Source organism: Rhodococcus sp. NPDC055024 (assembly GCF_053608585.1).
The window spans coordinates 63835-84746 of record NZ_JBSGVT010000013.1 but is presented as its reverse complement, the minus strand read 5'-3'; the positions used below and the strand labels follow the sequence as shown (position 1 = coordinate 84746).

Annotated in this window: 18 protein-coding genes; 11 read left to right on the top strand and 7 right to left on the bottom strand. The window is 61.5% G+C overall.

Going from position 1 to position 20912, the window contains the following annotated elements:
• The first annotated feature begins 4 nt into the window (after positions 1 to 4).
• The 3 genes from ACWF6P_RS24555 to ACWF6P_RS24545 all read left to right on the top strand — a co-directional run bounded on the left by ACWF6P_RS24555 (position 5) and on the right by ACWF6P_RS24545 (position 5252).
• The gene (locus ACWF6P_RS24555; protein WP_452622831.1) at positions 5 to 1822 is read left to right on the top strand and encodes an ABC transporter ATP-binding protein/permease; all 1818 of its coding nucleotides are present in this window, start codon (positions 5 to 7) and stop codon (positions 1820 to 1822) included.
• A gap of 234 nt (positions 1823 to 2056) precedes the next feature.
• Positions 2057 to 3721 carry an alpha/beta hydrolase gene (locus ACWF6P_RS24550; RefSeq protein ID WP_452622830.1) on the top strand — a complete coding sequence of 555 codons (1665 nt, stop codon included), beginning with the start codon at positions 2057 to 2059 and terminating at the stop codon, positions 3719 to 3721.
• Positions 3722 to 3824: 103 nt separating this feature from the next.
• Entirely contained in the window at positions 3825 to 5252 is a 1428-nt protein-coding gene (locus ACWF6P_RS24545; protein ID WP_452622829.1) for a hypothetical protein, read from the top strand.
• A 134-nt stretch (positions 5253 to 5386) separates the two neighbouring features.
• Here ACWF6P_RS24545 and ACWF6P_RS24540 read toward each other — a convergent pair whose 3' ends face one another.
• Positions 5387 to 6025, bottom strand: coding sequence for a PadR family transcriptional regulator (locus ACWF6P_RS24540; RefSeq protein WP_452622828.1), 639 nt, complete (start codon positions 6023 to 6025; stop codon positions 5387 to 5389).
• Positions 6026 to 6068: 43 nt separating this feature from the next.
• Complete coding sequence (locus ACWF6P_RS24535; protein WP_452622827.1) at positions 6069 to 7394, bottom strand: serine hydrolase domain-containing protein; 1326 nt, start codon at positions 7392 to 7394, stop codon at positions 6069 to 6071.
• An 86-nt stretch (positions 7395 to 7480) separates the two neighbouring features.
• Between ACWF6P_RS24535 and ACWF6P_RS24530 the strand changes: the two genes are divergently transcribed.
• Positions 7481 to 9073 (top strand): D-alanyl-D-alanine carboxypeptidase/D-alanyl-D-alanine-endopeptidase, encoded by a 1593-nt coding sequence (locus ACWF6P_RS24530; RefSeq protein ID WP_452622826.1) that lies wholly within the window; start codon positions 7481 to 7483, stop codon positions 9071 to 9073.
• Between the two features lie 135 nt (positions 9074 to 9208).
• Positions 9209 to 9871, top strand: a complete 663-nt coding sequence (locus ACWF6P_RS24525) for a GAP family protein (protein ID WP_452622825.1) — start codon at positions 9209 to 9211, stop codon at positions 9869 to 9871.
• A 51-nt stretch (positions 9872 to 9922) separates the two neighbouring features.
• On the opposite strand, the gene ACWF6P_RS24520 is transcribed toward ACWF6P_RS24525, so the two are convergent.
• Positions 9923 to 11386, bottom strand: a complete 1464-nt coding sequence (locus ACWF6P_RS24520; protein WP_452622824.1) for a glycoside hydrolase family 5 protein — start codon at positions 11384 to 11386, stop codon at positions 9923 to 9925.
• Positions 11387 to 11562: 176 nt separating this feature from the next.
• Here ACWF6P_RS24520 and ACWF6P_RS24515 point away from each other — a divergent pair, with 176 nt between their 5' ends.
• Positions 11563 to 12486: an alpha/beta hydrolase gene (locus ACWF6P_RS24515; RefSeq protein WP_452622823.1), complete on the top strand. Its 924-nt coding sequence runs from the start codon at positions 11563 to 11565 to the stop codon at positions 12484 to 12486.
• 355 nt (positions 12487 to 12841) lie between these two features.
• Positions 12842 to 13762, top strand: coding sequence for a tyrosine-protein phosphatase (locus ACWF6P_RS24510; RefSeq protein WP_452622913.1), 921 nt, complete (start codon positions 12842 to 12844; stop codon positions 13760 to 13762).
• A gap of 168 nt (positions 13763 to 13930) precedes the next feature.
• On the opposite strand, the gene ACWF6P_RS24505 is transcribed toward ACWF6P_RS24510, so the two are convergent.
• Positions 13931 to 14506 (bottom strand): TetR/AcrR family transcriptional regulator, encoded by a 576-nt coding sequence (locus tag ACWF6P_RS24505; protein ID WP_452622822.1) that lies wholly within the window; start codon positions 14504 to 14506, stop codon positions 13931 to 13933.
• Positions 14507 to 14614: 108 nt separating this feature from the next.
• On the opposite strand from ACWF6P_RS24505, the gene ACWF6P_RS24500 reads away from it, so the two are divergent.
• From ACWF6P_RS24500 to ACWF6P_RS24490, 3 genes are all read left to right on the top strand, one after another.
• Positions 14615 to 15796 (top strand): GDSL-type esterase/lipase family protein, encoded by a 1182-nt coding sequence (locus tag ACWF6P_RS24500; protein WP_452622821.1) that lies wholly within the window; start codon positions 14615 to 14617, stop codon positions 15794 to 15796.
• A 71-nt stretch (positions 15797 to 15867) separates the two neighbouring features.
• Positions 15868 to 16374 (top strand): VOC family protein, encoded by a 507-nt coding sequence (locus ACWF6P_RS24495; RefSeq protein ID WP_452622820.1) that lies wholly within the window; start codon positions 15868 to 15870, stop codon positions 16372 to 16374.
• A gap of 52 nt (positions 16375 to 16426) precedes the next feature.
• Complete coding sequence (locus ACWF6P_RS24490) at positions 16427 to 17242, top strand: MerR family transcriptional regulator (RefSeq protein ID WP_452622819.1); 816 nt, start codon at positions 16427 to 16429, stop codon at positions 17240 to 17242.
• Between the two features lie 19 nt (positions 17243 to 17261).
• On the opposite strand, the gene ACWF6P_RS24485 is transcribed toward ACWF6P_RS24490, so the two are convergent.
• Positions 17262 to 17417, bottom strand: a complete 156-nt coding sequence (locus ACWF6P_RS24485) for a hypothetical protein (protein ID WP_003942131.1) — start codon at positions 17415 to 17417, stop codon at positions 17262 to 17264.
• Positions 17418 to 17680: 263 nt separating this feature from the next.
• Here ACWF6P_RS24485 and ACWF6P_RS24480 point away from each other — a divergent pair, with 263 nt between their 5' ends.
• Entirely contained in the window at positions 17681 to 18730 is a 1050-nt protein-coding gene (locus ACWF6P_RS24480) for a lipoate--protein ligase family protein (RefSeq protein WP_452622818.1), read from the top strand.
• A gap of 55 nt (positions 18731 to 18785) precedes the next feature.
• On the opposite strand, the gene ACWF6P_RS24475 is transcribed toward ACWF6P_RS24480, so the two are convergent.
• Together ACWF6P_RS24475 and ACWF6P_RS24470 are read right to left on the bottom strand one after the other, a co-directional pair.
• Positions 18786 to 19946 carry a DUF7802 domain-containing protein gene (locus ACWF6P_RS24475; protein WP_452622817.1) on the bottom strand — a complete coding sequence of 387 codons (1161 nt, stop codon included), beginning with the start codon at positions 19944 to 19946 and terminating at the stop codon, positions 18786 to 18788.
• Complete coding sequence (locus ACWF6P_RS24470; protein ID WP_230813137.1) at positions 19946 to 20893, bottom strand: metal-dependent hydrolase; 948 nt, start codon at positions 20891 to 20893, stop codon at positions 19946 to 19948. Before ACWF6P_RS24470 ends, ACWF6P_RS24475 begins: the two co-directional genes overlap by 1 nt.
• Positions 20894 to 20912: the final 19 nt, after the last annotated feature.

Here is a 20912-nt window from a genome sequence, read left to right as displayed (position 1 = left end):
TGCGGTGAATTGGAACAACGCGGTACCGGACAGCGCACTGTGGTTGGCAGAGGCCTTCGCGATCACGGTTGTGGCTCTCGTGATCGCCGGGCTGCTACTTAGCCGGTACACCCGCTGGGGCAACCAGTTTCGTCGAATGGCATGGCCCTACTTCGATCCCCGGCGCACAGTCCTTCCACTGTTGATTCTCGCGTCACTGCTGTTGCTGACGATTTTCGGTGTCCGCGTGACAGTGTTGTTCTCGTACTGGTACAAGGATTTCTACGACGCCATCCAAAACCTCGACGAAACCGCTTTCTGGCACTACTTGCGAGTGTTCGCGATTTTGGCAGCAGTCCACGTAGTGAGCTCGCTTGTCGTGTACCTGGTGGGCCAAACACTCGATATCAGCTGGCGTAGTTGGCTCAATGACACATTGACCGACGATTGGCTCGACGGCAGCGCCTACTATCGCGGAAACTTCCTGGAGAACCCGGTCGATAATCCAGATCAGCGTATCCAGGCAGACATAACAGCGTTCGTGACCTCGTCCCGCACGTTGTCCATGGGCGCCGTCGCGGCAATGGTGTCGATCGTCAGTTTCACCAAGATCCTGTGGGATCTGTCCGGGCCGTTGACCGTTTTCGGTACCGAGATTCCGCGGGCAATGATCTTCCTCGTCTACATCTACGTTCTGGTGACCACGGCACTGGCTTTCTGGATCGGCCGGCCACTGATCATGCTGAATTTCTTGAACGAGAAACTCGGCGCGACCTTCCGGTACGCGCTGGTTCGACTACGGGAGTACGGCGAAAGCATCGCCTTCTATCGCGGAGAGAACGTCGAACGACGCACGCTCGGACTACGATTTGCTGCAGTGATCCGCAATATGTGGGCGATCGTCTTCCGGACGCTCAAATTCAGTGGCTTCAATCTGGCAGTGGATCAGACAGCGGTGGTGTTTCCGTTTCTGGTCCAGGGATCTCGATTGTTCAGCGGGCAAATCACTTTCGGCGACGTGATGCAAACTGCTCAAGCATTCGGCCAGGTGCACAATTCGTTGTCGTTCTTTCGAGAGTCCTATGCCGATTTTGCAAGTTTCCGGGCCACACTGATCCGTTTGACCGGGCTCGCCGATGCCAATCGGCGTGCCCGCGCACTTCCCGTGCTCGACGCGTTTTCCTCTGGCAGTCATTTGGTTGTTCGAGGACTCGACGTGCGCACGCCGGTGGGTGATGCTTTGATCTCCGAACTCGATCTGTCATTGGTGCCCGGTGATGCACTGCTGGTGAAGGGCCCGTCGGGCAGCGGCAAAACGACGCTGCTCCGCAGTATCGCGCAGTTGTGGCCGTACGCAGACGGTTCGGTGACCACCCCTGTCGGAGACGTCCTGTTCCTCTCGCAGCGGCCGTACCTACCATTGGGTTCTCTGCGCGCAGGCTTGGCATATCCGGATCAGTTGCCCTCAGGTCAGCCGCCCACTGGGCGATCGAAATTCGACGACTACACGCTCCGCGACGCGCTGGCCAGGGTGCATCTCGCGCATCTGATCGGTCGGCTCGACGAGGCTGAGGATTGGACTCGCATTCTGTCGCCGGGGGAACAGCAACGTTTGGCATTCGCCCGAGTCCTTTTGACCCGCCCGCGAACCGCTTTTCTCGACGAGGCGACGTCCGGAATCGACGAAGGCCTCGAGTACACGCTGTACGACCTCCTTCGTCAGGAACTGCCGGACAGCATTATTGTCAGCGTCGGCCATCGCAGCACGCTGGGCGTTTTTCACAACCGACAACTCGAACTGCACGGCGCTGGACACTGGTCGCTCACCGATCGTGAAGACTGAGAGTGCCTTTCGGGGCGCTGATAAATGACCGGTCTCGCTGCGAATGCGCGGTTGGTCAGGCCCTGCGCGACGAGTTCGGCCACCCAACTCCCGCAGCAGTCGCAGCGAGTTCTGGAATAGCTCGATCCCCGAAGGACGGGTGCCATGACGCCACAGCGTGCACCCGTAGTTCGCGCCTCATTCGAAAGGGATGAGAGGCTCATTCCATCTTTCTGACGCGCTTACGATTCCGGCATGAAACGTGTGTGGGAAGGTGTGCGGCGCTATGGCAAGACGCTGCATTCGGTCGGGTTGTCGTTCGGCTTGGTGTTTTTCGTCCTCTCGATGAGCCCGTCCCTCTTACCGCGCGCGTGGTACCTGCAGGGCGTGGCAACCGGTATTTCCGTCGCCACGGGGTACGGCATCGGTGTGAGCGTGGCGTGGATGATCCGCAAATGCGGAGTCGAACCGACATGGTCGGATCGGACCAAGAGAATTGGTTGGGCCGCACTCGCCGTTCTGGCAGTGATACTGGTACCTCTCTTTCTGATCTTGGGTTCGTGGTGGCAGCAGATCGTCCGTGATCTGGTCGAGGCACCTCGCGTCAACCGGGCGAACTATCTTCTGGTGCTGCTGATTTCGCTAGCGGTGTGGTTGATCTTGCTCGAGGCGGGTCGCGGTCTGCGACATCTCACCAGAAGTCTCGCTGCTGTTGCTCTGCGGTTTGTTCCCAAGGAAGCAGCGAAAGTCGCAAGTTTGGTCGTCGTCTTCGCGTTGGCGATCTTCGTCGTCAACGGTGCCCTCTACAACGGGCTCATCGCGTTCGCGAACTGGAGTTTTTCCGGCGCGGACAACGACACACCGGATGGTATCGACCAGCCTCTGATCGCCGAACGCAGTGGTTCGCCGATGTCTGCCGAGGCATGGGATTCACTGGGCAAGGAAGGACGCACCTTCATGGGTAGCGGGCCGTCTGCGGACAAGATTGCCGCGGTGACCGGCCGAGACGCGAAGCAACCCATCCGCGTGTACGCCGGCCGTGAGTCGTCCGATTCCGTCGACGGCGTCGCACAGCGGGTCGTCGCCGAAATCGAGCGCACCGGCGGGTTCGACCGTGCCGTCCTGGCAGTGGTGACCACCACCGGCCGCGGCTGGGTCAACGACGACGTGGCGTCCGCCTTCGAATACGTCCAGGGCGGCGACACCGCCATCGCGGCGATGCAGTACTCGTTCCTTCCCAGCCCTTTGGCATTCATCGCCGATCGCGAAACCCCGATGGCCGCAGGCCGGGCGCTGTTCAACTCTGTCTACGCGAAATGGATCGATCTGCCGCTCGACACGCGCCCCAAGCTTGTCGTTTTCGGCGAGAGCCTCGGATCGTACGGGGGACAGGCCGCGTTCGCGGGAGCACAGGACATGGCGACACGTGTGGATGGGGCATTGTGGTCGGGCACTCCGAACTTTACCGCTCAATGGCAGGAGATCACGGGCAGTCGAGACTCCGGCTCACGGGAAGCCGTGCCGGTGATCGACGACGGGCAGTCGATCCGTTTCGCTGCCTATCCGGAGGATCTCGAATTGGATGCGCCGTGGAACGACTCTCGCGTTGTGTACTGGCAGCACGCCAGCGACCCGATTGTCTGGTGGTCCTTCGACCTGCTTCTGAACAAACCGGACTGGCTTGCCGAGCCTCTCGGCCGTGATGTCGATCCGGGAATGACGTGGATACCGTTCGTGACGTTCTGGCAGGTGACACTCGACATGGTCTTCTCGGCTGACGTGCCGCCTGGTCACGGACACAACTACGGTGCCGAGGCAGCGGACATGTGGGCGCAGATCCTGCACCCCGAGAACTGGTCTCAGTCGGACACCGACGCGATTCGCGACGCCTTGACGAACAACTTTCAACCCACCAAGTAGTAGTGCGGAGTACGGACCTCGTGACGGTATCTCGTCGTTGGACTGGGAGTACTCGCTCTTGATCGTTCGATCACTGTTTGTCAGCTATCTAACAAGGAGCGCGATGCATTCATCAAGAACACTCGTAGCTGCGGTGGCGCTGAGTGCGATCACTGTATTTGCCGGGGCTGGGTCCGCGGTTGCCGCGCCGGCGATCGGATCTGTCGAGTTCGGTTCGTCGAGCGGATCTGGATCAGGAACCGGTTCGGCTAGCGGATCCGAATCGGGTTCTGTCGATTTCGGATCCGGCGGACCGGACATCGAGCATCCGGTGTCAACCTGCTTCTGGTCCGTGCCGATCAATCCCGAGCGCGCGGACCCGCAGCTCAATTACGCCTTTCCAGACACCGCGGCGATCTATTGGGCGGCACAGTTCACAATCCCCGAGGATGCCGAGTTGGTTATCCGAGGGCAGTATGCGCATGCGCGCTATCAGTCGTTGAACTCGTACAACGCAGCAACCGCTATGCCGACCGCCGTCCTCAATGACATTTCGACTGCTCCGGACGCAGGCTCGCGCAATACCTATCTTCCCGGCGCCGATCGATCGAACGAAGGTGCCAGGTCGTATACGGCTTCCGTCCTCAACGAGTCCTCGCCTGCTGAGCCGAAACCCAACACCTTGTATGCCGGTGTGCCAGGTCAGGACCGGATAAGCCTGCTCTATCGCATCTACCTGCCGGACAATGGGCGTGATCTCACCGGCGGCGTAGGACTGCCGGAGCCAGAGCTGCACCTTGCCGGTGGTCAGGTGTTGCGCGGGCAGGATCTGTGTTCAGCGGTCGGTGCGGACAACGGAATCTTGAAGCCGGCTTCGCTGCCGCTGGACACGTACAAGGCATTGCGTGACCAACCGGGCAAGCCTGCGACATTCCCTTCCGAGCAGACACCTGTCTGGCGGGCGTACTACAGCGCCGAATTCACGCTCGGCTGTACCTATCTCGGCAAATGCGTTGGCACACCTCAGCGGGTGGGCGGGCAGTACTCCAATATCGACAACAGCTACGTCACAGCCGAAGTCAACCGTGGGTTCGGCGATGTTCTAGTACTTCGGGGAGAGTTGCCGAGGACTCCGAAGACGACAACCGGCGCAAAGAACCTCGACAGCGCAGTCGACATGCGGTTCTGGTCGATGTGCAGCAATGAATCGCTGGCGACGACGAAGGTAGCGACGTGTCTGTTCGACGAGCAGATGGCCACTGATGCGGAGGGTCGCTACACGATTGTCGCGTCGCTGCCTGAAGACCGACCTGCAAACGCTACGAAGGAATGTGGGGTGTCATGGCTGTCGCTCTCGCCGGCCGGTGATGGCGCAGGGCATCTCGACGATTCCCTCTTGATCATGCGGAACATGTTGCCGGCCACAGACTTCAGTCACGCCGCGCACGATACCAAGACGCCCGGCGACGAGAAGGCCGTGATGGGACAGTATCTGCCGGACGGGCAATATACGTCCAAGCTCGCGTTCGAGGGCAGTGGCTGCGCGAAGTAGGCCGACTGACTCTACGAGTGAGTTCAGCGCCTGAGATTGTGTCTGGGTGTTCCTCATTTACGGTATCGGCCGCGCTCAGTTGCGAGCGCGGCCGATACCGTCGTGCCGGCCTTCTACGATCTTCCGTGCGGAAGCTAACTGCTTCCGTCGTCTATCGCACGGGCGAGGGTGGAGAGGGTGCGCTTGCGGTGGGTTGTTGCGGGTTGCACCGTGTCGGGCCAGTCTGCAGTTTCTTCCAATGCCCAGTCGGCCCATTCTGCGATGTGGTTGAAATGGCCGATCATGAATCGGTTGGCCAACGCCATCAGGTGATTTTGTTGGGGGAGTGTACCGGCTTCGGGAGCCGAAATACGTTGCGCATGTGAGACGAACAGACTTCGGGATTGAGTTGCCTGTTCGCGCATGGTGGTCAGGTTGGACCGCAGGTCGTCGATCGTCCCTTGATGGGCGAAGATCACGCGGATCATGCCTTCGAACTGCAAGGCCGGCGGCGTGGACTCGGTGGCGAGCCAGTCGCTCAACGCGGTTCGGCCTTCGTCGGTGATGGAGTAGACGGTGCGGGAGCGCTGAGTGCCTTTTGTGACCGTGGTGGCCGTGACCAGGCCGCGCTCGAGCAGTATTTTCGGGGCGTTGTATCGCTGGCGGTCGGCGCTGGGCCACAATTCGGCGACCCCGCGCCCGACCTGCTCGGCGATTTCGTATGCGGACCAGTCCTTGGCTGTCAGCAGTCCCAGGATCATGTACGAGGTGGGTGTGAGATCACGCTGAGCCACATGGCTCCCTTCGCTCCGCGGTTGGCATCCAAGACTACAAGTGTTACTTCCCTTCGCCGTTCGCATCCTCGGTGTCGGCGATGTCGTCGGATGCATCCTGTGCGGGTTTGCCGTAGATGAAGGGGACGAGCGCTCCAGCGACGGCAGACGCCGGCGCGAAACCATCAGCGGTTGGTGCCAAATTTCCCCACACCACCATGGTCACATCGTTGACCGGGTCGTACCCCATGAAGGAGTTGTAGCCGGGAAGTTCGCCGATATGGCCGTACATCGGACCCATTTGAGCGATGCCGTATCCGTATCCCGCTGATCCCTCGCCATCTGTGGGTTGCACACTGTTCAAACGCAACTCGTGTGTGGCCGGACTGAGGAGTGACCCGGTGCCTAAAGCTTTGACCCATGTCGCCATGTCGTTCGCAGTCGAGATTCCCTGACCTGCGGACCACGTCCACGAAGGATTGTGCATCGTGGTGTTGAACGGTCTTTCGGTGCCTGCAGCGATCGCGTCGAGGCGAGATTGCGGGAGCGCTTGTTTGCCTTCGCCGAGCGTTTCGACGTTCCCACTGTAGGTGTAGCCGTCTGCATAAGGCGTCGGGATGCTGGTGTCGGTGTTGGCAGGAAACGATGTCCCGGTCAGTGCGAGTGGCCCGAAGAATCGGTCCGCGAAGATCTGCTGAATCGGCTTGCCGTCGAGTTTCTCGGCGATCAAGCCGAGAAGAACGGTGTTGGTGTTGGAGTAGTGGTAGCCGGTGTCGGGCGCGAAATAGGGCGGCTGGCTCAGGCCCATCGCCAGTAGCTCCTCGGGTGCCCACACTCGTTCCGGTTGCTCGTCGAGCGCCCGGTTGAGTTCGAGGGTTTCGGTGTAGTTGTACAGGCCGCTACGCATGTCGAGTAGGTTGCCGATTGTGATGTTGTCCCCGTTGGGGACATCGGGGCGGAACTTACTGACCGGATCGGTTACCGCCAGCTTGCCCTCGTCGACCAACTGCAGGATTGCCGTGCCGGTCCAGGTCTTGGTGTTCGAGCCCACGCGAACCTTGGTGTCCAGGGTGGGAGGCTCGTTCACACCTTCTCGGACCGAACCCCACGTGTTGACGTACTGCTGCGTCGGTGTCGTGATCATGACCACCATCGCGATCTCGCGGAACTGCTCCGCCTTCTCGGAGACGGCGGAATCCATTGCAGCGCTGTCGAAAGACAAGACAGCGCTGTCCGTAGACCCGGCGGAGGTCGGCGCCGACGAGGAGGGGGACGCGGAATCGGTTGCGGACGAACAGGCTGAGAGCAATAACGCCGTTGCGATACCGACCACGGCCACTTTGCGAACCTTGACGTCGTGTCGTGACGTCGACTTCCCATCAGAGTTCATGAAATGACTTTAAGCGATACTGCACTCTGCATGCTGCACTTTGCAGTAAATTACGACAAATCAGTCATGCATCCTCAGGAGCGTCCATGCCGTACACCGCATCAGCTCGTGCCTTCGCTGCCTTGGTCAGCGTCGGCGTCGTCCTCACCGCATGTTCGTCGCAGCCGTCGAATTCCGAAGTCGCATCGGCTCCGACGCATCAAATTCCGCAGGAGGCAACCCGCATCATGACCTCCGATCCATACGCCATGGCTCGGTGGTCGTATCTCGTAGTCGACCCCGACACAGACGAGGTGGTCTACAGCAACAACGCTGACAACTCGATGTTTCTGGCCTCACAAACCAAACATTTCACCGTCGGCACCGCCTACGACACCCTCGGCGTGGACCGCACCGTCACGACCCCCGTGTATGCCACCTCCGTTCCCGTCGAGGGCACCCTCACCGGTGATCTCGTGCTCGTCGGCTCCGGTGACCTTGCGCTCGGCGGGCGCAATGCGGCACAGGGCCGATTCGACTTCGCCACCGACGGCATCGACCACGTGTACGCCGACGCCCTACCCGGAGCTGTTCTCGCGCCCGGCGATCCGCTGGCGGGCCTGAACGATCTCGCACGACAAGTAGCCGGCTCCGGCATCACTCGTGTCAACGGCGACGTCCTCGTCGACCCTCGTCTGTGGGACACCTACGAAACCGTCGAAGGCCTCGTCCCGTCGATCTTCGTCAACGACAACCTCCTCGATATTCAGGCGAGCCCGGGTGCGGTAGGTGAGCCCGCCACCATCGACATGCTTCCCGGAAACAGCCTGTTCCGCGTCGATGCACAGGTCACCACCGGTGAAGAAGGTAGCGATTCGACGCTGAAGGCAGCAGCCGATCCGTCCGATCCCACCCAGATCAACGTGACCGGTTCGGTACCGGCTGGAAAGACCTCGCTGACTGTCTATCGCATCACCGATGCAGCTACGTGGGCCCGTCATCTGTTCGTAGAAGCGCTGCGTCGCAACGGAATCGAAGTCGCGACAGTATCTCGTACCAACAACTCAGCTGCTCTTCCGGCCGATCGGACATATGCCGGCAGCCGACAAGTCGCGAACCTGCAATCGGCACCACTTTCGCAGTCGGGAGGGATGATCCTCGCAACCAGCTACAACACCGGCGCCAACACGTTCTTATGTCTGTTGGCGGTAGCGGCAGGATCGTCGTCGTGCAGTGACGGTCTACCTACCGTCCGGGCACTCGCGGAGAAAGCAGGTATTGCAGCGTCTGATCTTGTGGTCATGGACGGTCAGGGCGGAGATCCGTCGCAAGCGACACCCGCGGCCGTCGTCAACTGGCTCGACTGGGTGGACCAGCAGTCCTGGGCAGACGCATTCTGGGCAGGTCAACCGGTGCTCGGTGAGCGAGGTTCACTGTCCGGCGTCGGAACCGACAGTCCTGCGAAGGGGAAGGTCATCGGTAAGACGGGAACATCCGCCGACGTCGAAGCCGACACCGGCAGGTTGATCGTGACCCTTCAAGCGCTCTCGGGTTACATGATCACCCCCGACGATCGCCGACTTCTGTTCGTCGTAGCCGTCAGCGATGCAGTGTTTCCCGATCTGCCTCGTGGAGTCTTCCAAGTCGGGGGTGACGTGGGCGGTGTTGCCGCTGCGTTCCAACAAGCACAGACGAGCTGACACGGGACGAGACAGGGGTACGGCGGTTCGGGCACTCATCCCTTTCGGATGAGGCGTAAACGATGTAGGCGCACAGGGTGTCAGCATTGGCGCGCAGCGGTATCGACTGCGTCCCGATGAGAAACGAGTTTTGACATGGGTTCCGTTATCGGAGATCTCCTCCCCATAGCCGTCGGTGTCGCCGTCTCGCCGGTAGCCGTCATCGCCACTATCTTGATGTTGCTCTCCAAGCGCGCGGGTAGCACCAGCGTCGGGTTCGCGGTGGGCTGGTTACTCGGAATCTTCATCGCTACAGGTCTTTTCGTCATCGTGTCCAGTGCCGTCAGCACTTCAGATGATGAACCGTCCGCCACGGTTTCGTGGATCAAACTGGCCCTCGGTGTCCTCCTGTTGACGATCGGGGTCAAGCAGTGGCGGGGGCGCAGCGGCGAGCACGAAACACCGAAGTGGATGCAAGCCATCGACCAGATGACCGCGGTCAAGGGCTTGGGCCTCGGATTCGCGCTCGCCGCGATCAACCCGAAGAACCTGCTCATGTGCATCGCTGCCGGAGTGTCGATCGGTTCGGCGTCGCTGGCGACCAGCGAAGTGATCACCTCGATGCTCGTCTTCACGATCATCGCCAGCTCAACTGTCGCGATCCCGGTCATCGGATACCTGGTGGCTGCTGATCGCCTGCGCGAGCCGTTGGCCAATCTCAAAGTCTGGCTCCAAGACAACAACACCACGGTAATGAGTGTGTTGATCCTGGTCGTCGGCGTTGTTCTGATCGGCAAGGGAATCGGCGGAATCTTCTGACACCCACTTTTACACGCGGTGTGAACGCACGATTCCCGGATGATCGTTCGATCACGCTGGTTTAACCGCGTAGTCGCCGTCGGCGTGGCCGATCAGTTGCCATCCGCCCTCGATCGGGGACAGTCGGACGTCGGAGAGATTCGTGATCTCGAGCTGTGGCCGGTCGGTTCCTGGGTACCAGGCCTCGACCCTTCCGGAGCCGGTCCCGGTAAACCCGTTGCGCGACACCTCCGTCAGCGTGCCGGGCGCTGCTCGCGGATACGCTCGCGAGAGAGGAACGGTGAATCCCTCTACGAGCCCCAGTGATTCACCGGACGGGCAGTCGATGCGATTCAGATTTCCCTGTGGCTGGTGGGTATTGCCGTCGCGAACGGGGTGGGGGTCACCGCACGCTTGTGTCCATGACCACCACGCGCCGCCCATCCGGTACTTGTCGGTGGCGTCGACGAAGCGGTCGACGTCTGCTCCCTGCTCGTCGGCGTCCCCGAACCAACCCCATTCGCCCGTCCACAACGGGGCGTCGTACCAGGCGGCGGCGCGGTCGGCGATCCGAAATCCGTCTTCGATCGCGGGGAATTCGCTACTGACCGTGATGGATTCGCTGTAGAGGTGCGGCGAGAACACCACCAGGGGATCGGTCAGGTACTTGCGCGGGGGCAGTGCGTCGACGCCGAATGCCGACCAGATCGCGCTGGGCTCGAAGAACACGAGGTGCGGGAACCCGCCTGTTTCGGCTTGCCGGATGGCGTCGGTGGCGCGCTGGTAGAACTGGCCGATCTGGTCTGCTGCGGTGAATGGGTCGCGCAGACCGGGGTTCGGTTCGTTCAACAGGTCGTATCCGGCCACCGCGGGTTCGTCTTTGAACTCCGCGGCCAACTTCGCCCACGTCGCCACCAAGCGACTCTGGATTCCTTGCTCGTCGTCGTAAAACGCCTGGAAGGCATGGGCGATGGCCGGCGCAGCTTCCCGGAGCCCGCCGATGTTGCAGGTTGTCCATCCGCCGGTCAGGGTTGCCCACTCGGGTGCGCCGTCCCAGCCGACTCCCGGCCGCATGAAAGACGGGCACGACTGGTCGCTCGGGGTGCCGACGTACGGGCCCCATGCGTCCTGATGCATGTCGAGAACGGTGTAGATGCCGTGGTCTTTCGCATCCTCGACCGCGACTCGAATGCGGTCGACGTACGCAGCGTCGAATGCTCCGCGGGTCGGTTCGAGGAGGGACCACGAGACGTTGAGTCGTACGACGTTGAAGCCCAGCGCTGCCATGTGCGCGAAGTCCGCTCGTCCCAGCGGCGTAACGGTGGGTAGTCCGGTGCCGTTGGTTGCGTAGTCGTTGAGACCGTTGGCGTTCACGCCGCGTAGCAAGACCGTTCGTCCGTCGACGTCCTTGATCGTGCGATCTGCGACGGTCAGTGGGGGGAGAGACCAGCCCGATTCCGGTGGTGCGGCGTGAGCGGCCGGCGCTGCAATCTGAAGTGCCAGGATTGCAAGGGTGGCAAGCAGCAGCGCGCGCATCCGTAGACCTTTCTAGACAAACGTCCAATTCCGAGATGAGGCTAGCGTGACAATGCCTTGTTCCGGCGCGCTTTGCTCATACCTGTAACGGTCCCGTCGTGCCGAGAACACGACGGCTATGTGCTGCTACTGGAGGTGCGATCATTGTCGACAAGTCTCGACCCTAGGGAGCCCTGGTGAAGCTTGCATTGACCGATCTGATCGAACGAGTGTCTCGTGACGATGCGGCGAGCACGCGAGCGTTCTACGCGTCGCGGCCCGCCGGCGTCGGTCCGAGTTCGCTGCAGGAACTGCTTGTGGTGCGAGCCTCCCGAGTGGTTGACCCAACACCCGCGACCCGGGCAGTTGAACACACGCTCGACATCGAGGGCCGATCCGTCTCGGTGCGTGTAGTCACGCCGAAACATGGCGATATCAACGGGGTCTACCTATATCTTCCGGGTGGTGGTTTCTACATGAGTTCAGCGGCTGGCTCTGACGCTCGTTGTATGAGACTTGCCGACGCGGTCGGAGTAGCAGTGGTTACCGTCGACTACCGGCTTGCGCCGGAATTCCCTTGGCCGGCAGCGCCGGACGATTGTGAGGCAGTCGCTTTGTGGTTGCTTGATGTCGCTGCCGAACGGTTCGGGACGACCAGGCTCGCCATTGGTGGTATGTCGGCGGGAGCGACCTTGGTGATGACAACATTGCTTCGCCTTCGCGATCGAGGTCTGGCCATGTCGGTTTCGGGTGCGGTGCTGGAAGCGGGCACGTACGACGTCAGTGCACAGACTCCCGCTGGCCGAACAATCAGCGACGAATACTTCATCGAAGCCTATGTCGGCCATATCGGTGACCGTACTCTCCCGGATATTTCTCCGACATTCGGCGACCTGAGCGGCCTGCCGCCTACCCTCATTGTCGTCGGATCAGAAGACGTGGTCCTGGCTGAGAACCTTGCCATGGTGGCGCGACTGTCGGCGGCAGGCAACGACGTCGACTTGCGTCTCTATCCTGATGTCCCGCATGGATTTACAAACCATGCAACGCCTGTTGCCCGCCGTGCTGCGTCGGATGTAGGTGCCTGGCTTCGGCATTGTCTCGACGCCGAGCCGGCGTGACAGGCAGGGGCGTGGTTCAGCGTGCCGAGGGTATAGGAGTGGCAGGAGCTCGTCCTGCGGGACCCAATAACGTGAGTCTTCGTGACGCAGGCACGCAATGTGGCGCTCAAACCTCATCACGGCCGCGCCGGACATGTGGAGCGGCTACCTCCGCGGTCTGTCGTTCGGGCGGGTCCGGCGTGGTCGATGGCGCCGCTGTGACGGGCAAGAGTTTCTTCCTGCATGACGGCGGCTGTCCGGGCACCTGAACACATGTCCGGTTTCTTGGGCAAAGTCGGGACGAGGAGCGCGCCGCCCTTGTAATCTCGCACGTGGTTTGCGGGGCGCGGGGTCCTCCCGCACAGCGAGTGAGAGGATCAGAATGACGACTGCTTACGCGCGCCGCCGAGGGGTGCGCCTTTTCGGAATCACCCTCGCCGCATTGGTTGCCGTGGGTGCGGCCCTGACCGGTCCCACACTCGCCTCCGCCTCGAGCGACGACCTGCAATTGGGTTCGAGCCAGTTCGGATCGTCCGGGGAGCAACCGCCGCTGCCGGAGATCCCACCGCCGTCCGCGGCCGAGATCAGGCTCGACGAGGCGCGGAACTTCCGCGACATCGGCGGCTACCGGACTACCGAAGGCAGGACCGTCCGGACAGGCCTGGTGTTCCGATCCAACAAGCTCAGCTCGCTCGATGAGACTGATCTGGCAAAACTCACCGCCGCGAACCTGACCCTCGACGTCGACCTGCGCAACGCCTCCGAACGCGCAGAGGATCCCGATCGTATCCCCGCCGGGGTCACCTACCAGGTTGCCGACGTCGTCAGTATCGAACACGGCATCGCGTTCCACGAGTTCGTTCCCCTGACTCTCGGTCGCGCGTTGATCGACGGTGCAGTCAAGGGAACCTCGAACATCGGCCAGAGCATCGGCTACCCGTTCATGGTCAACTACCGTGGTTCCGATGTCGCCTTCCGCGACCTGCTGACTTCGATCGCGAACAACTCCGACGGCGCAACCGTCTACCACTGCAGCGCAGGGAAGGACCGCACCGGTTGGGGTACCGCGATCCTGCTGACCATTCTCGGTGTCCCGCGTGAGTTCATCAGTGCCGATTTCATGGCATCGAACACGTACCTGGGCCGGGACGACGCGGTGGACCTGTCGTGGCTCGATGCGGCGTATGCACAGGTCGACCGGCTCTACGGCGGTATGGATACTTACGTACGGGAGGGCCTGGGCGTCGACCAGGGCACTATCGACTCTCTGCGTGCCAAGCTTCTCCTCTCGGGGTAGCCCCACACCTCGGCTTCTTGCCCACTCGGACCCGCTGCTGTCCCAGTGCGACTGATGGTTGCGGAATGCGTACTTGTGTGGCACTGCTCCTGTGGTGGGCCCGAGGTTTCTCAGCCGTGTGCGATCACCAAGTGGCGCAAGCACTTTGCTGGCAGAAAGCAAGCCTGATCACGCACTCGAGGCGGGCCAATTGGTCAGCATCGAATCGAGTGTCTCGAGGATCCTGGACCAGCTTTCGGCGCTGTCCGGTGCGCTGTGGCTGAACGATCCACCCAACTCGAGGCTGGCGTACCCATGGAAAACGCTGCCGAGCAATCGAACTGCGTGGGTCTGATCGAGATCGGTGAGGTTGTACCCGCGAAGAATTGATCGCATCATCTGCGAGTGTCTGAAGCCCGCGCTCGCAGTTGCGGCCTCCGGGGTGAGGCGCATCTGTGACGCGGCGTATCGGCCGGGGTGTGCCCTCGCGTAGTCGCGGTACACGTTCGCGAAGGCGGTCAAGGCGTCGCGGCCGGACCGGCCCGCAACGGCGTCGGAAGCCTGGTCGGCCATCTCTTCCAAGGCAAGCAATGCGATTCTGGTTTTGAGGTCGTTCGAACTCTTCACGTGCGAGTACAGGCTTGCGACCTTGACGTCGAACGCTCTGGCGACCGCCGATACGGTTACCTGCTCGAAGCCCACCTCGTCGGCCAATTCGGCGCCCGCCACGGCGAGGCGTTCGGGTGTCAGTCCTGCGCGAGGCATGTCCGTTGATCCTGTTCGTCGAGAAGTGAAACCGCTTGCCTAAATAGTATAGGCAAATTACTGTGTGCTGTAGTTAAAACCTTCGCAACTTATCTACAGGTGAATGAGATGAACAGCCAGAGCAGCTGGATTACTACCGCAATTTCCGGGGACATCGTGCGCGGAGCCCTCGAGCTCGAGCGGACCGAACGCGGTGTGCTGACGCACCGTCTGCCCGCCAGGGCTCGCACGCAATTCGCTGACGGGCAGATGGCAATGGCGCAATCACAACCGTCCGGCGTGCGGCTGGTGTTCCGAACCAGCGCTACGGCCATCGAACTCGACACTCTGCCCACGAAAATGATCTACATCGGTGCCCCGCCGAGGCCACAGGGTGTGTACGACCTGCTCGTCGACGGCGAACCAGCCGGGCACGCAATCGCTGAGGGCGGCAACACGGTGACGATCGACATGGCGACCGGTACCGCTCAGAGACAATCCGGACCCGTCAGCACCATCCGCTTCGCGGACCTGCCTGCGAGATCAAAGGCTGTCGAGATCTGGTTGCCGCACAACGAAACCACCGAACTTGTCGCACTACGGACCGACGCCCCACTCGAACTCGCGGTCGAGACGAAGCGTCGCGTGTGGCTCCATCACGGAAGCTCGATCAGTCAAGGCTCCGGCGCTGAAAGTCCCTCCCGCACTTGGCCTGCTCTTGCAGCCTCCCTGGGCGGCGTGGATCTGATCAACCTCGGGTTCAGCGGCAGCGCTCTGCTGGACCAGTACACCGCCCGCGCTATGCGAGACACCGCAGCTGACCTGATCAGCATCAAGATGGGCATCAATCTGGTCAACTCCGACGTGATGCGCCTGCGGGCCTTCACGTCGGCAATGCACGGCTTCCTCGACACGGTCCGCGACGGTCATCCAGCCGCTCCACTGTTGGTCGTCTCGCCTGTCTATTGCCCGATTCACGAAGACACGCCTGGACCTGGCGCATTCGATTTCGACGCGCTTGCCAGAGGCGAAATGCGATTCGTTGCTACCGGCGATCCCGCCGAGTGCGCAGCCGGAAAGCTGACGCTGCGCTCCATTCGGGAAGAGTTGGCGCGCATCGTAACCCAGCGATCGGTGGATGATCCCAATCTGCATTACGTCGACGGGTGCGATCTCTACGGTGCGGCCGAGAACGAAGAGTTGCCGCTTCCCGATCAGCTCCATCCGGACGCTGCGACGCACCGTCTCATCGGCGAACGCTTTGCCCAACGTGTATTCGCAGACGACGGCGCATTCGCACGCACGGTGTGATCGCGCAAGCTGGGTCGATCGAATTTCACACGATTTGACCCTGACGTAGCGTGAGGGCTCACGATGACTTCATGACCGATACTTACCCAGCATTCGACATCAGCCCCGTCCCTGTCCCCGCAACCGATGCCGTGCCTCCGGAACAGTTCCGAGGTCTCTACGGAATGCCCATGTTCGTGTCGGTTCCGACTTCGAATCTGGCCGAATCGGCCGACTTCTGGATCCGTGGGCTCGGTTTCTTCGACCTCTTTTCGGTACCGGATCGACTGACGCACCTGCGACGCTGGGCATTTCAGGACGCTTTGCTCGTGCCAGGAGAACGGGCAGATTCACCACCGTCCGTCAGTGTGAGCTTTGCGTGTGTGCTGAGTCAGATCGACCAAATCGCACAGGCGTGTGAGGAATTGCGGCCCGGATGCACCAGTGGTCCACATCTGAAGCCGTGGAATTCACTGGAGTTGGAGATTGTGACACCGGAGAACGCCCGCGTGCTCATGACGGCCGCTCGTCCGTACGACCCGAACAGTGCCGAGGCCGAGTATCTGCGAGGTATGGGAATTGACGGACCCGACGACTGAACCGAGGCCTGACGCCGTGGCCTCCCGCACCGCGTCTGTCAGACTTGATGCCGTGACGGAGCAACTCTTCGGAGACGACGCAGGCAGTGCTCTCACTGTCGGTGCTGCCGCATCACGACTAGGCATAACCGTACGTACCCTTCATCATTGGGACGCAATCGGTTTGGTGCGTCCGTCCGGGCGCAGTGACGGGGGCTACCGGCTGTACACCGACGCGGACCTCGGCCGCATCGGCCGGGTGCTTGTCTACCGTGACGTGGGCTTGTCGCTCGATGAGATCGGGATATTGCTCGATGCGCCCGCAGCCCACGTGGACGAGACGCTGCGTGGGCAGCGCGCCGAGTTGCGGCAACGGATAGCCGACTTGGAGGAACTGGGCGAGTCCTTGGATCGCATCATCGATGCCAGGAAGTCGGGTGTGCTGTTGCCGGCACACGAGCAGGTGTCGATCTTCGGCCGACACTGGCAGCCGTCATGGGGGCCGGAGGCGAACGAGCGTTGGGGTGACAGCGCGCAGTGGGCGCAGCACGCGGAACGGTCGGCAGGTAGGACCGCCGAGGATTGGCAGAAGATCGCCGACTGCGTCGAGATGCTCAACGAAGACCTGGCGCTGGCGTGCCGGTCCGGAGTCGAACCGGGAAGCGTCGAGGCGAATTCGCTGGCAGAACGGCACCGAGCGTCGATCGGGGTTTACTTCGACTGCACACATTCGATGCAGGTGTGTCTGGGACGGATGTACCTGGCCGATCCGGGATTCACCGCGTTCTACGAGCAGGTCGAGACCGGTCTGACAGTGTGGCTCCGCGCTGTCATCGATGCGAATGCTCGGGCCAACGGAGTTGACCCCGAATCGGCGACGTGGCTGTGAGTGAGCTGGTGGTCGCTCATCAGTCCAATGACGCACAGGCGGTGCACCACGGTCGGCCGTCGACTCCGGGGGCACGATGGGACACCGCGATGCGCGCAGCCAAAATGCAGCTTTCGTTGTCGTGATAGACGTCGAGATCCGAAGGAACCGTCGAGTGGAACGCCGGGACCTTCATGTCTACCTCCGTTGTGACTTGCCAAGGAGTTGGCTCGTTGCGGCAATCCTCCCACCCCAGAGATCATCTCGCCTGTCGGCAGAAGCGGGAGTCAAGGCAGGGGCCGACACGTGCCGTCCCGACCTCGCGATTGTGCAGCCCCGCAGCGACTTACAGGTGTGAGTGATTGGTCGCCTTGCCGGCCGAACAGATGCGCACTGCGTGCGCGGTGTGATCTTCGACGGCGCTCACCGCAGAGAATCCCGCAGGGATAGGCTGGACGAATGCGTGGAGAGTACAAGGTTCCTGGTGGAAAACTGGTCGCGGTCGACGTCGAGGTGGCGGACGGTCGGCTGGCCGAAGTCGCAGTCTCGGGGGACTTCTTCCTCGAGCCCGACAGCGCGCTCGACGACATCAACTCGGCGTTGCGCGGAATGCCCGCCGAGTCGGATGCAGAACAGTTGGCGCATGCCATCTCCACTGCGCTCGACGAGTCCGTCTCGATGATCGGCTTCACGCCGCAGTCGGTCGGCATCGCGATCCGGCGCGCACTCGGCCACGCCACGAGCTGGGCGGATCACACGTTCGACCTCATCCCACCGGTGGTTCTCGATCCCGCGATGCACGTCGCGCTGGACGAGGTCATCGCGCGTGAGGTCGCATCGGGTGAGCGTCCGCCGACATTGCGATTCTGGGATTGGGACTCGCCCTTGGTCGTGATCGGATCGTTTCAGTCCGTGCGCAACGAGGTCGACTCCGAGGCGGCTGCGCAGCACGGCATCGGGGTGGTGCGACGAATCTCCGGTGGCGGCGCGATGTTCATGGAACCGGGCAACTGCATCACGTACTCGTTGGCAGTACCGGTGTCGTTGGTCGAGGGATTGAGTTTCGAGCAGTCCTACGCGTTTCTCGATCAGTGGGTCATGGGAGCGCTTGCCGAGGTCGGTATCAACGCTCGGTACGTGCCGCTCAACGACATCGCCTCGGACAAGGGCAAGATCGCCGGCGCCGCTCAGAAGCGATTCGCGTCCGGCACCGTGCTTCATCACGTGACCATGGCCTACGACATCGACGCGGAGAAGATGACGCAGGTGCTGCGAATCGGACGAGAAAAGATGTCGGACAAGGGAACCAAGAGTGCGGCCAAGCGCGTCGATCCGCTGCGTTCGCAGACCGGAATGACGCGTGCAGCAATCCTGGAGTCGTTTGCGCAGCACTTCCGAGGTCAATACGACACCCGCGACAGCGACTACACGGACTCGGAGTTGGAGCAGGCGCGCAAGCTGGTGGAGACGAAATTCAGCACCGAAGAGTGGACTCACCGCGTCCCGTGACGCCGTGACCCCGAGAAACCGGGACGAGACCCGAGAGGTCTCGTCCCCGGTCGACCTAGGTAGCCGGAGTCGCTGAGTTCGCGCCGAGAAGTTCAGCGTCGTCGGCGCGGGAGTTCCGCTTCGGAATAGTGAAAGTCGCGCTCACGCACAGGATTGCGATGACGAAGCACGCCAGTGTGTACCACAGGTTCCCGATGGGATCTCCAGCGCTGGTGGAACCGTCGACTGCGTCGAAGAAGTCGGGAAGCGCACTCGCCCACAGGATTGCCATGACAACCAGGTACACCACGCTGTAGATCTGGACGAACTTGTTGGTGTGGGCAGGAGCGTTCGATTCTGCCGAGCGCAGGTGCGTCCATTGGCGGACGAGAACCACGATCGCGACCACCGTGAGGACGGCCAGTTCCGCCGCGTAGAGGAACCCGCGAACGGTGTCGCTACCCATACCGAAGACCGTCGCCGGGAGCGGGAGGATGAACGTTCCCAGTGACGCCAGAAGGCCGATCACGATGGTGCGCCATACCAATTGAAGTCCCGAGAAGTGCTTGCCGGCATCGACCTGCCGCCCGACGAAGTACTGGACGCAGAATGCCAGCGACATGGGCCACAGAGCGGCGAAGACGACCACGCTGGGGAGTGGAACCGCGTCGAACATGGGTTGGTTGATCGGGTTCGACGTCGACCACTCCCACCATCGCAACTGAGGTCCGAGGTGGTCGAAGATTTCGTAGAACGCGTGGTGGACGAAGCCGACGCAGACTGCGCCCAGTAGTGGACCGTATTTGCGGAAAACGCCGAGCATTCTGACTATTTCGAAGGCCAACGTCGCCATCAGTGGATAGATGGCAACGATGTACAGCGGCAGTCGACCCCACATGAAGTCGACGGTGAACACGTTGTGCGCGAACATCGTGTCCACTTGTTCTTCGATGCCGAACGCCGCCGGGAAGTACAGCGGAGGCTCGATGATGAACAGGTAGGCGGTGGCGCCGAACCAGAGAACCAGGTTGGTGGGGTCGCCGTTGCGGCGCAACCGCACGATCGCCAGGATCAGTGCCAGCACCGAGCCGACGATGATCGTCCATTCGAGGACGGGCAGGGTCCAGTTCTCCAGCGCCGCCGGGTTACGGAACTCGACCAGTCCACCTGCTTCCTGACAGGAGAAACCGAGTTCTGTTGCTAGCTGGGCAAACGTAGGGGAGCAGTGCTCTGCCATCAGTTGGCCCCTGACGTGATCGACTCGGCTTGTGCCTGAGATTCGGCGGTGTACCAGCGTGTGCAGTCGTAGCCGTCGTCGTAACGCTTGAACCACTGGTCGGCGAGTGCGGGGAGTTTCTCGAGGTCCGGGTTGTGATTGGGCATCTGGCTGCGGAACACACCGCCGAGTGCGACGAGTTGTTCTCCGAGTTGAAGGTGATCGAAGGCGCGAGGCATCGTGCCCTTGGTCAGATACGGAGCGAACGACGTCAGAATCTTCTGCTTGGTGCGGTGGGTGGCGAACATCGACAGTGAGTCGACTTGCCGCTCGGAGAGCGGAACGTGCTGGTTGAAGCCTGCGCAGGCGATACGAATCACCTTCATCACGTGCGCGAAGATCGACGGTGCCATCCGCATCCGGTAAAGCTCGCTTCCGACAACGGAATTGAAGATGATCAGAGCTGAGCTACGATGCTCGACCTCCTCGACGAAGTGCCAGATGAACAGCGACGCGACGCGGTCGTCTCCTGGGCGGAACAAGGTCGCCTCGTTGTCGAGCATCAGCTTGAACACCGGAGTGAAGGTCGCCTCCAGGTCTGCGGTGTATGCAAGCCGGTAGTTCAGCGAGGTCGCCTCGGTCAGTAGATCGAATTCACCGATCACGGCGTCGAGCGTGTTCTGTAGTCCGGGGTAGCGCCTGATCAGAGCCTTCACATGCTGGCGGTGCGCGGTCGAGTGATGGCCTTCCTGACGCATGAACGCCACGGCTTCCTCGGCCACCTCAGGATCGCTGATCCGCGACTTGGTCTGCATGATCATCTTCACGATCATCTTTTCGAAACCGATGGCCAGGAACGAAACCGCGTTGGACATGCTCGACCAGGCCGGGTTCTCCGGGTTCCACAGGAAGGGAACGTCATGATCCTCGAATCCGAAATCCATCTTTCGGGGCTGAAGGTTGGTCACTTGTCGAACCTCGTCTTTC

Bases quoted from the DNA above. Each gene is read 5' to 3' on its own strand.
- ACWF6P_RS24530 (WP_452622826.1), top strand. From the start codon at position 7,481: ATGCCGTACACCGCATCAGCTCGTGCCTTCGCTGCCTTGGTCAGCGTC.
- ACWF6P_RS24525 (WP_452622825.1), top strand. From the start codon at position 9,209: ATGGGTTCCGTTATCGGAGATCTCCTCCCCATAGCCGTCGGTGTCGCC.
- ACWF6P_RS24535 (WP_452622827.1), bottom strand. From the start codon at position 7,394: ATGAACTCTGATGGGAAGTCGACGTCACGACACGACGTCAAGGTTCGC.
- ACWF6P_RS24545 (WP_452622829.1), top strand. From the start codon at position 3,825: ATGCATTCATCAAGAACACTCGTAGCTGCGGTGGCGCTGAGTGCGATC.
- ACWF6P_RS24475 (WP_452622817.1), bottom strand. From the start codon at position 19,946: ATGGCAGAGCACTGCTCCCCTACGTTTGCCCAGCTAGCAACAGAACTC.
- ACWF6P_RS24495 (WP_452622820.1), top strand. From the start codon at position 15,868: ATGACCGATACTTACCCAGCATTCGACATCAGCCCCGTCCCTGTCCCC.
- ACWF6P_RS24500 (WP_452622821.1), top strand. From the start codon at position 14,615: ATGAACAGCCAGAGCAGCTGGATTACTACCGCAATTTCCGGGGACATC.
- ACWF6P_RS24505 (WP_452622822.1), bottom strand. From the start codon at position 14,506: ATGCCTCGCGCAGGACTGACACCCGAACGCCTCGCCGTGGCGGGCGCC.
- ACWF6P_RS24520 (WP_452622824.1), bottom strand. From the start codon at position 11,386: ATGCGCGCGCTGCTGCTTGCCACCCTTGCAATCCTGGCACTTCAGATT.
- ACWF6P_RS24485 (WP_003942131.1), bottom strand. From the start codon at position 17,417: ATGAAGGTCCCGGCGTTCCACTCGACGGTTCCTTCGGATCTCGACGTC.
- ACWF6P_RS24480 (WP_452622818.1), top strand. From the start codon at position 17,681: ATGCGTGGAGAGTACAAGGTTCCTGGTGGAAAACTGGTCGCGGTCGAC.
- ACWF6P_RS24550 (WP_452622830.1), top strand. From the start codon at position 2,057: ATGAAACGTGTGTGGGAAGGTGTGCGGCGCTATGGCAAGACGCTGCAT.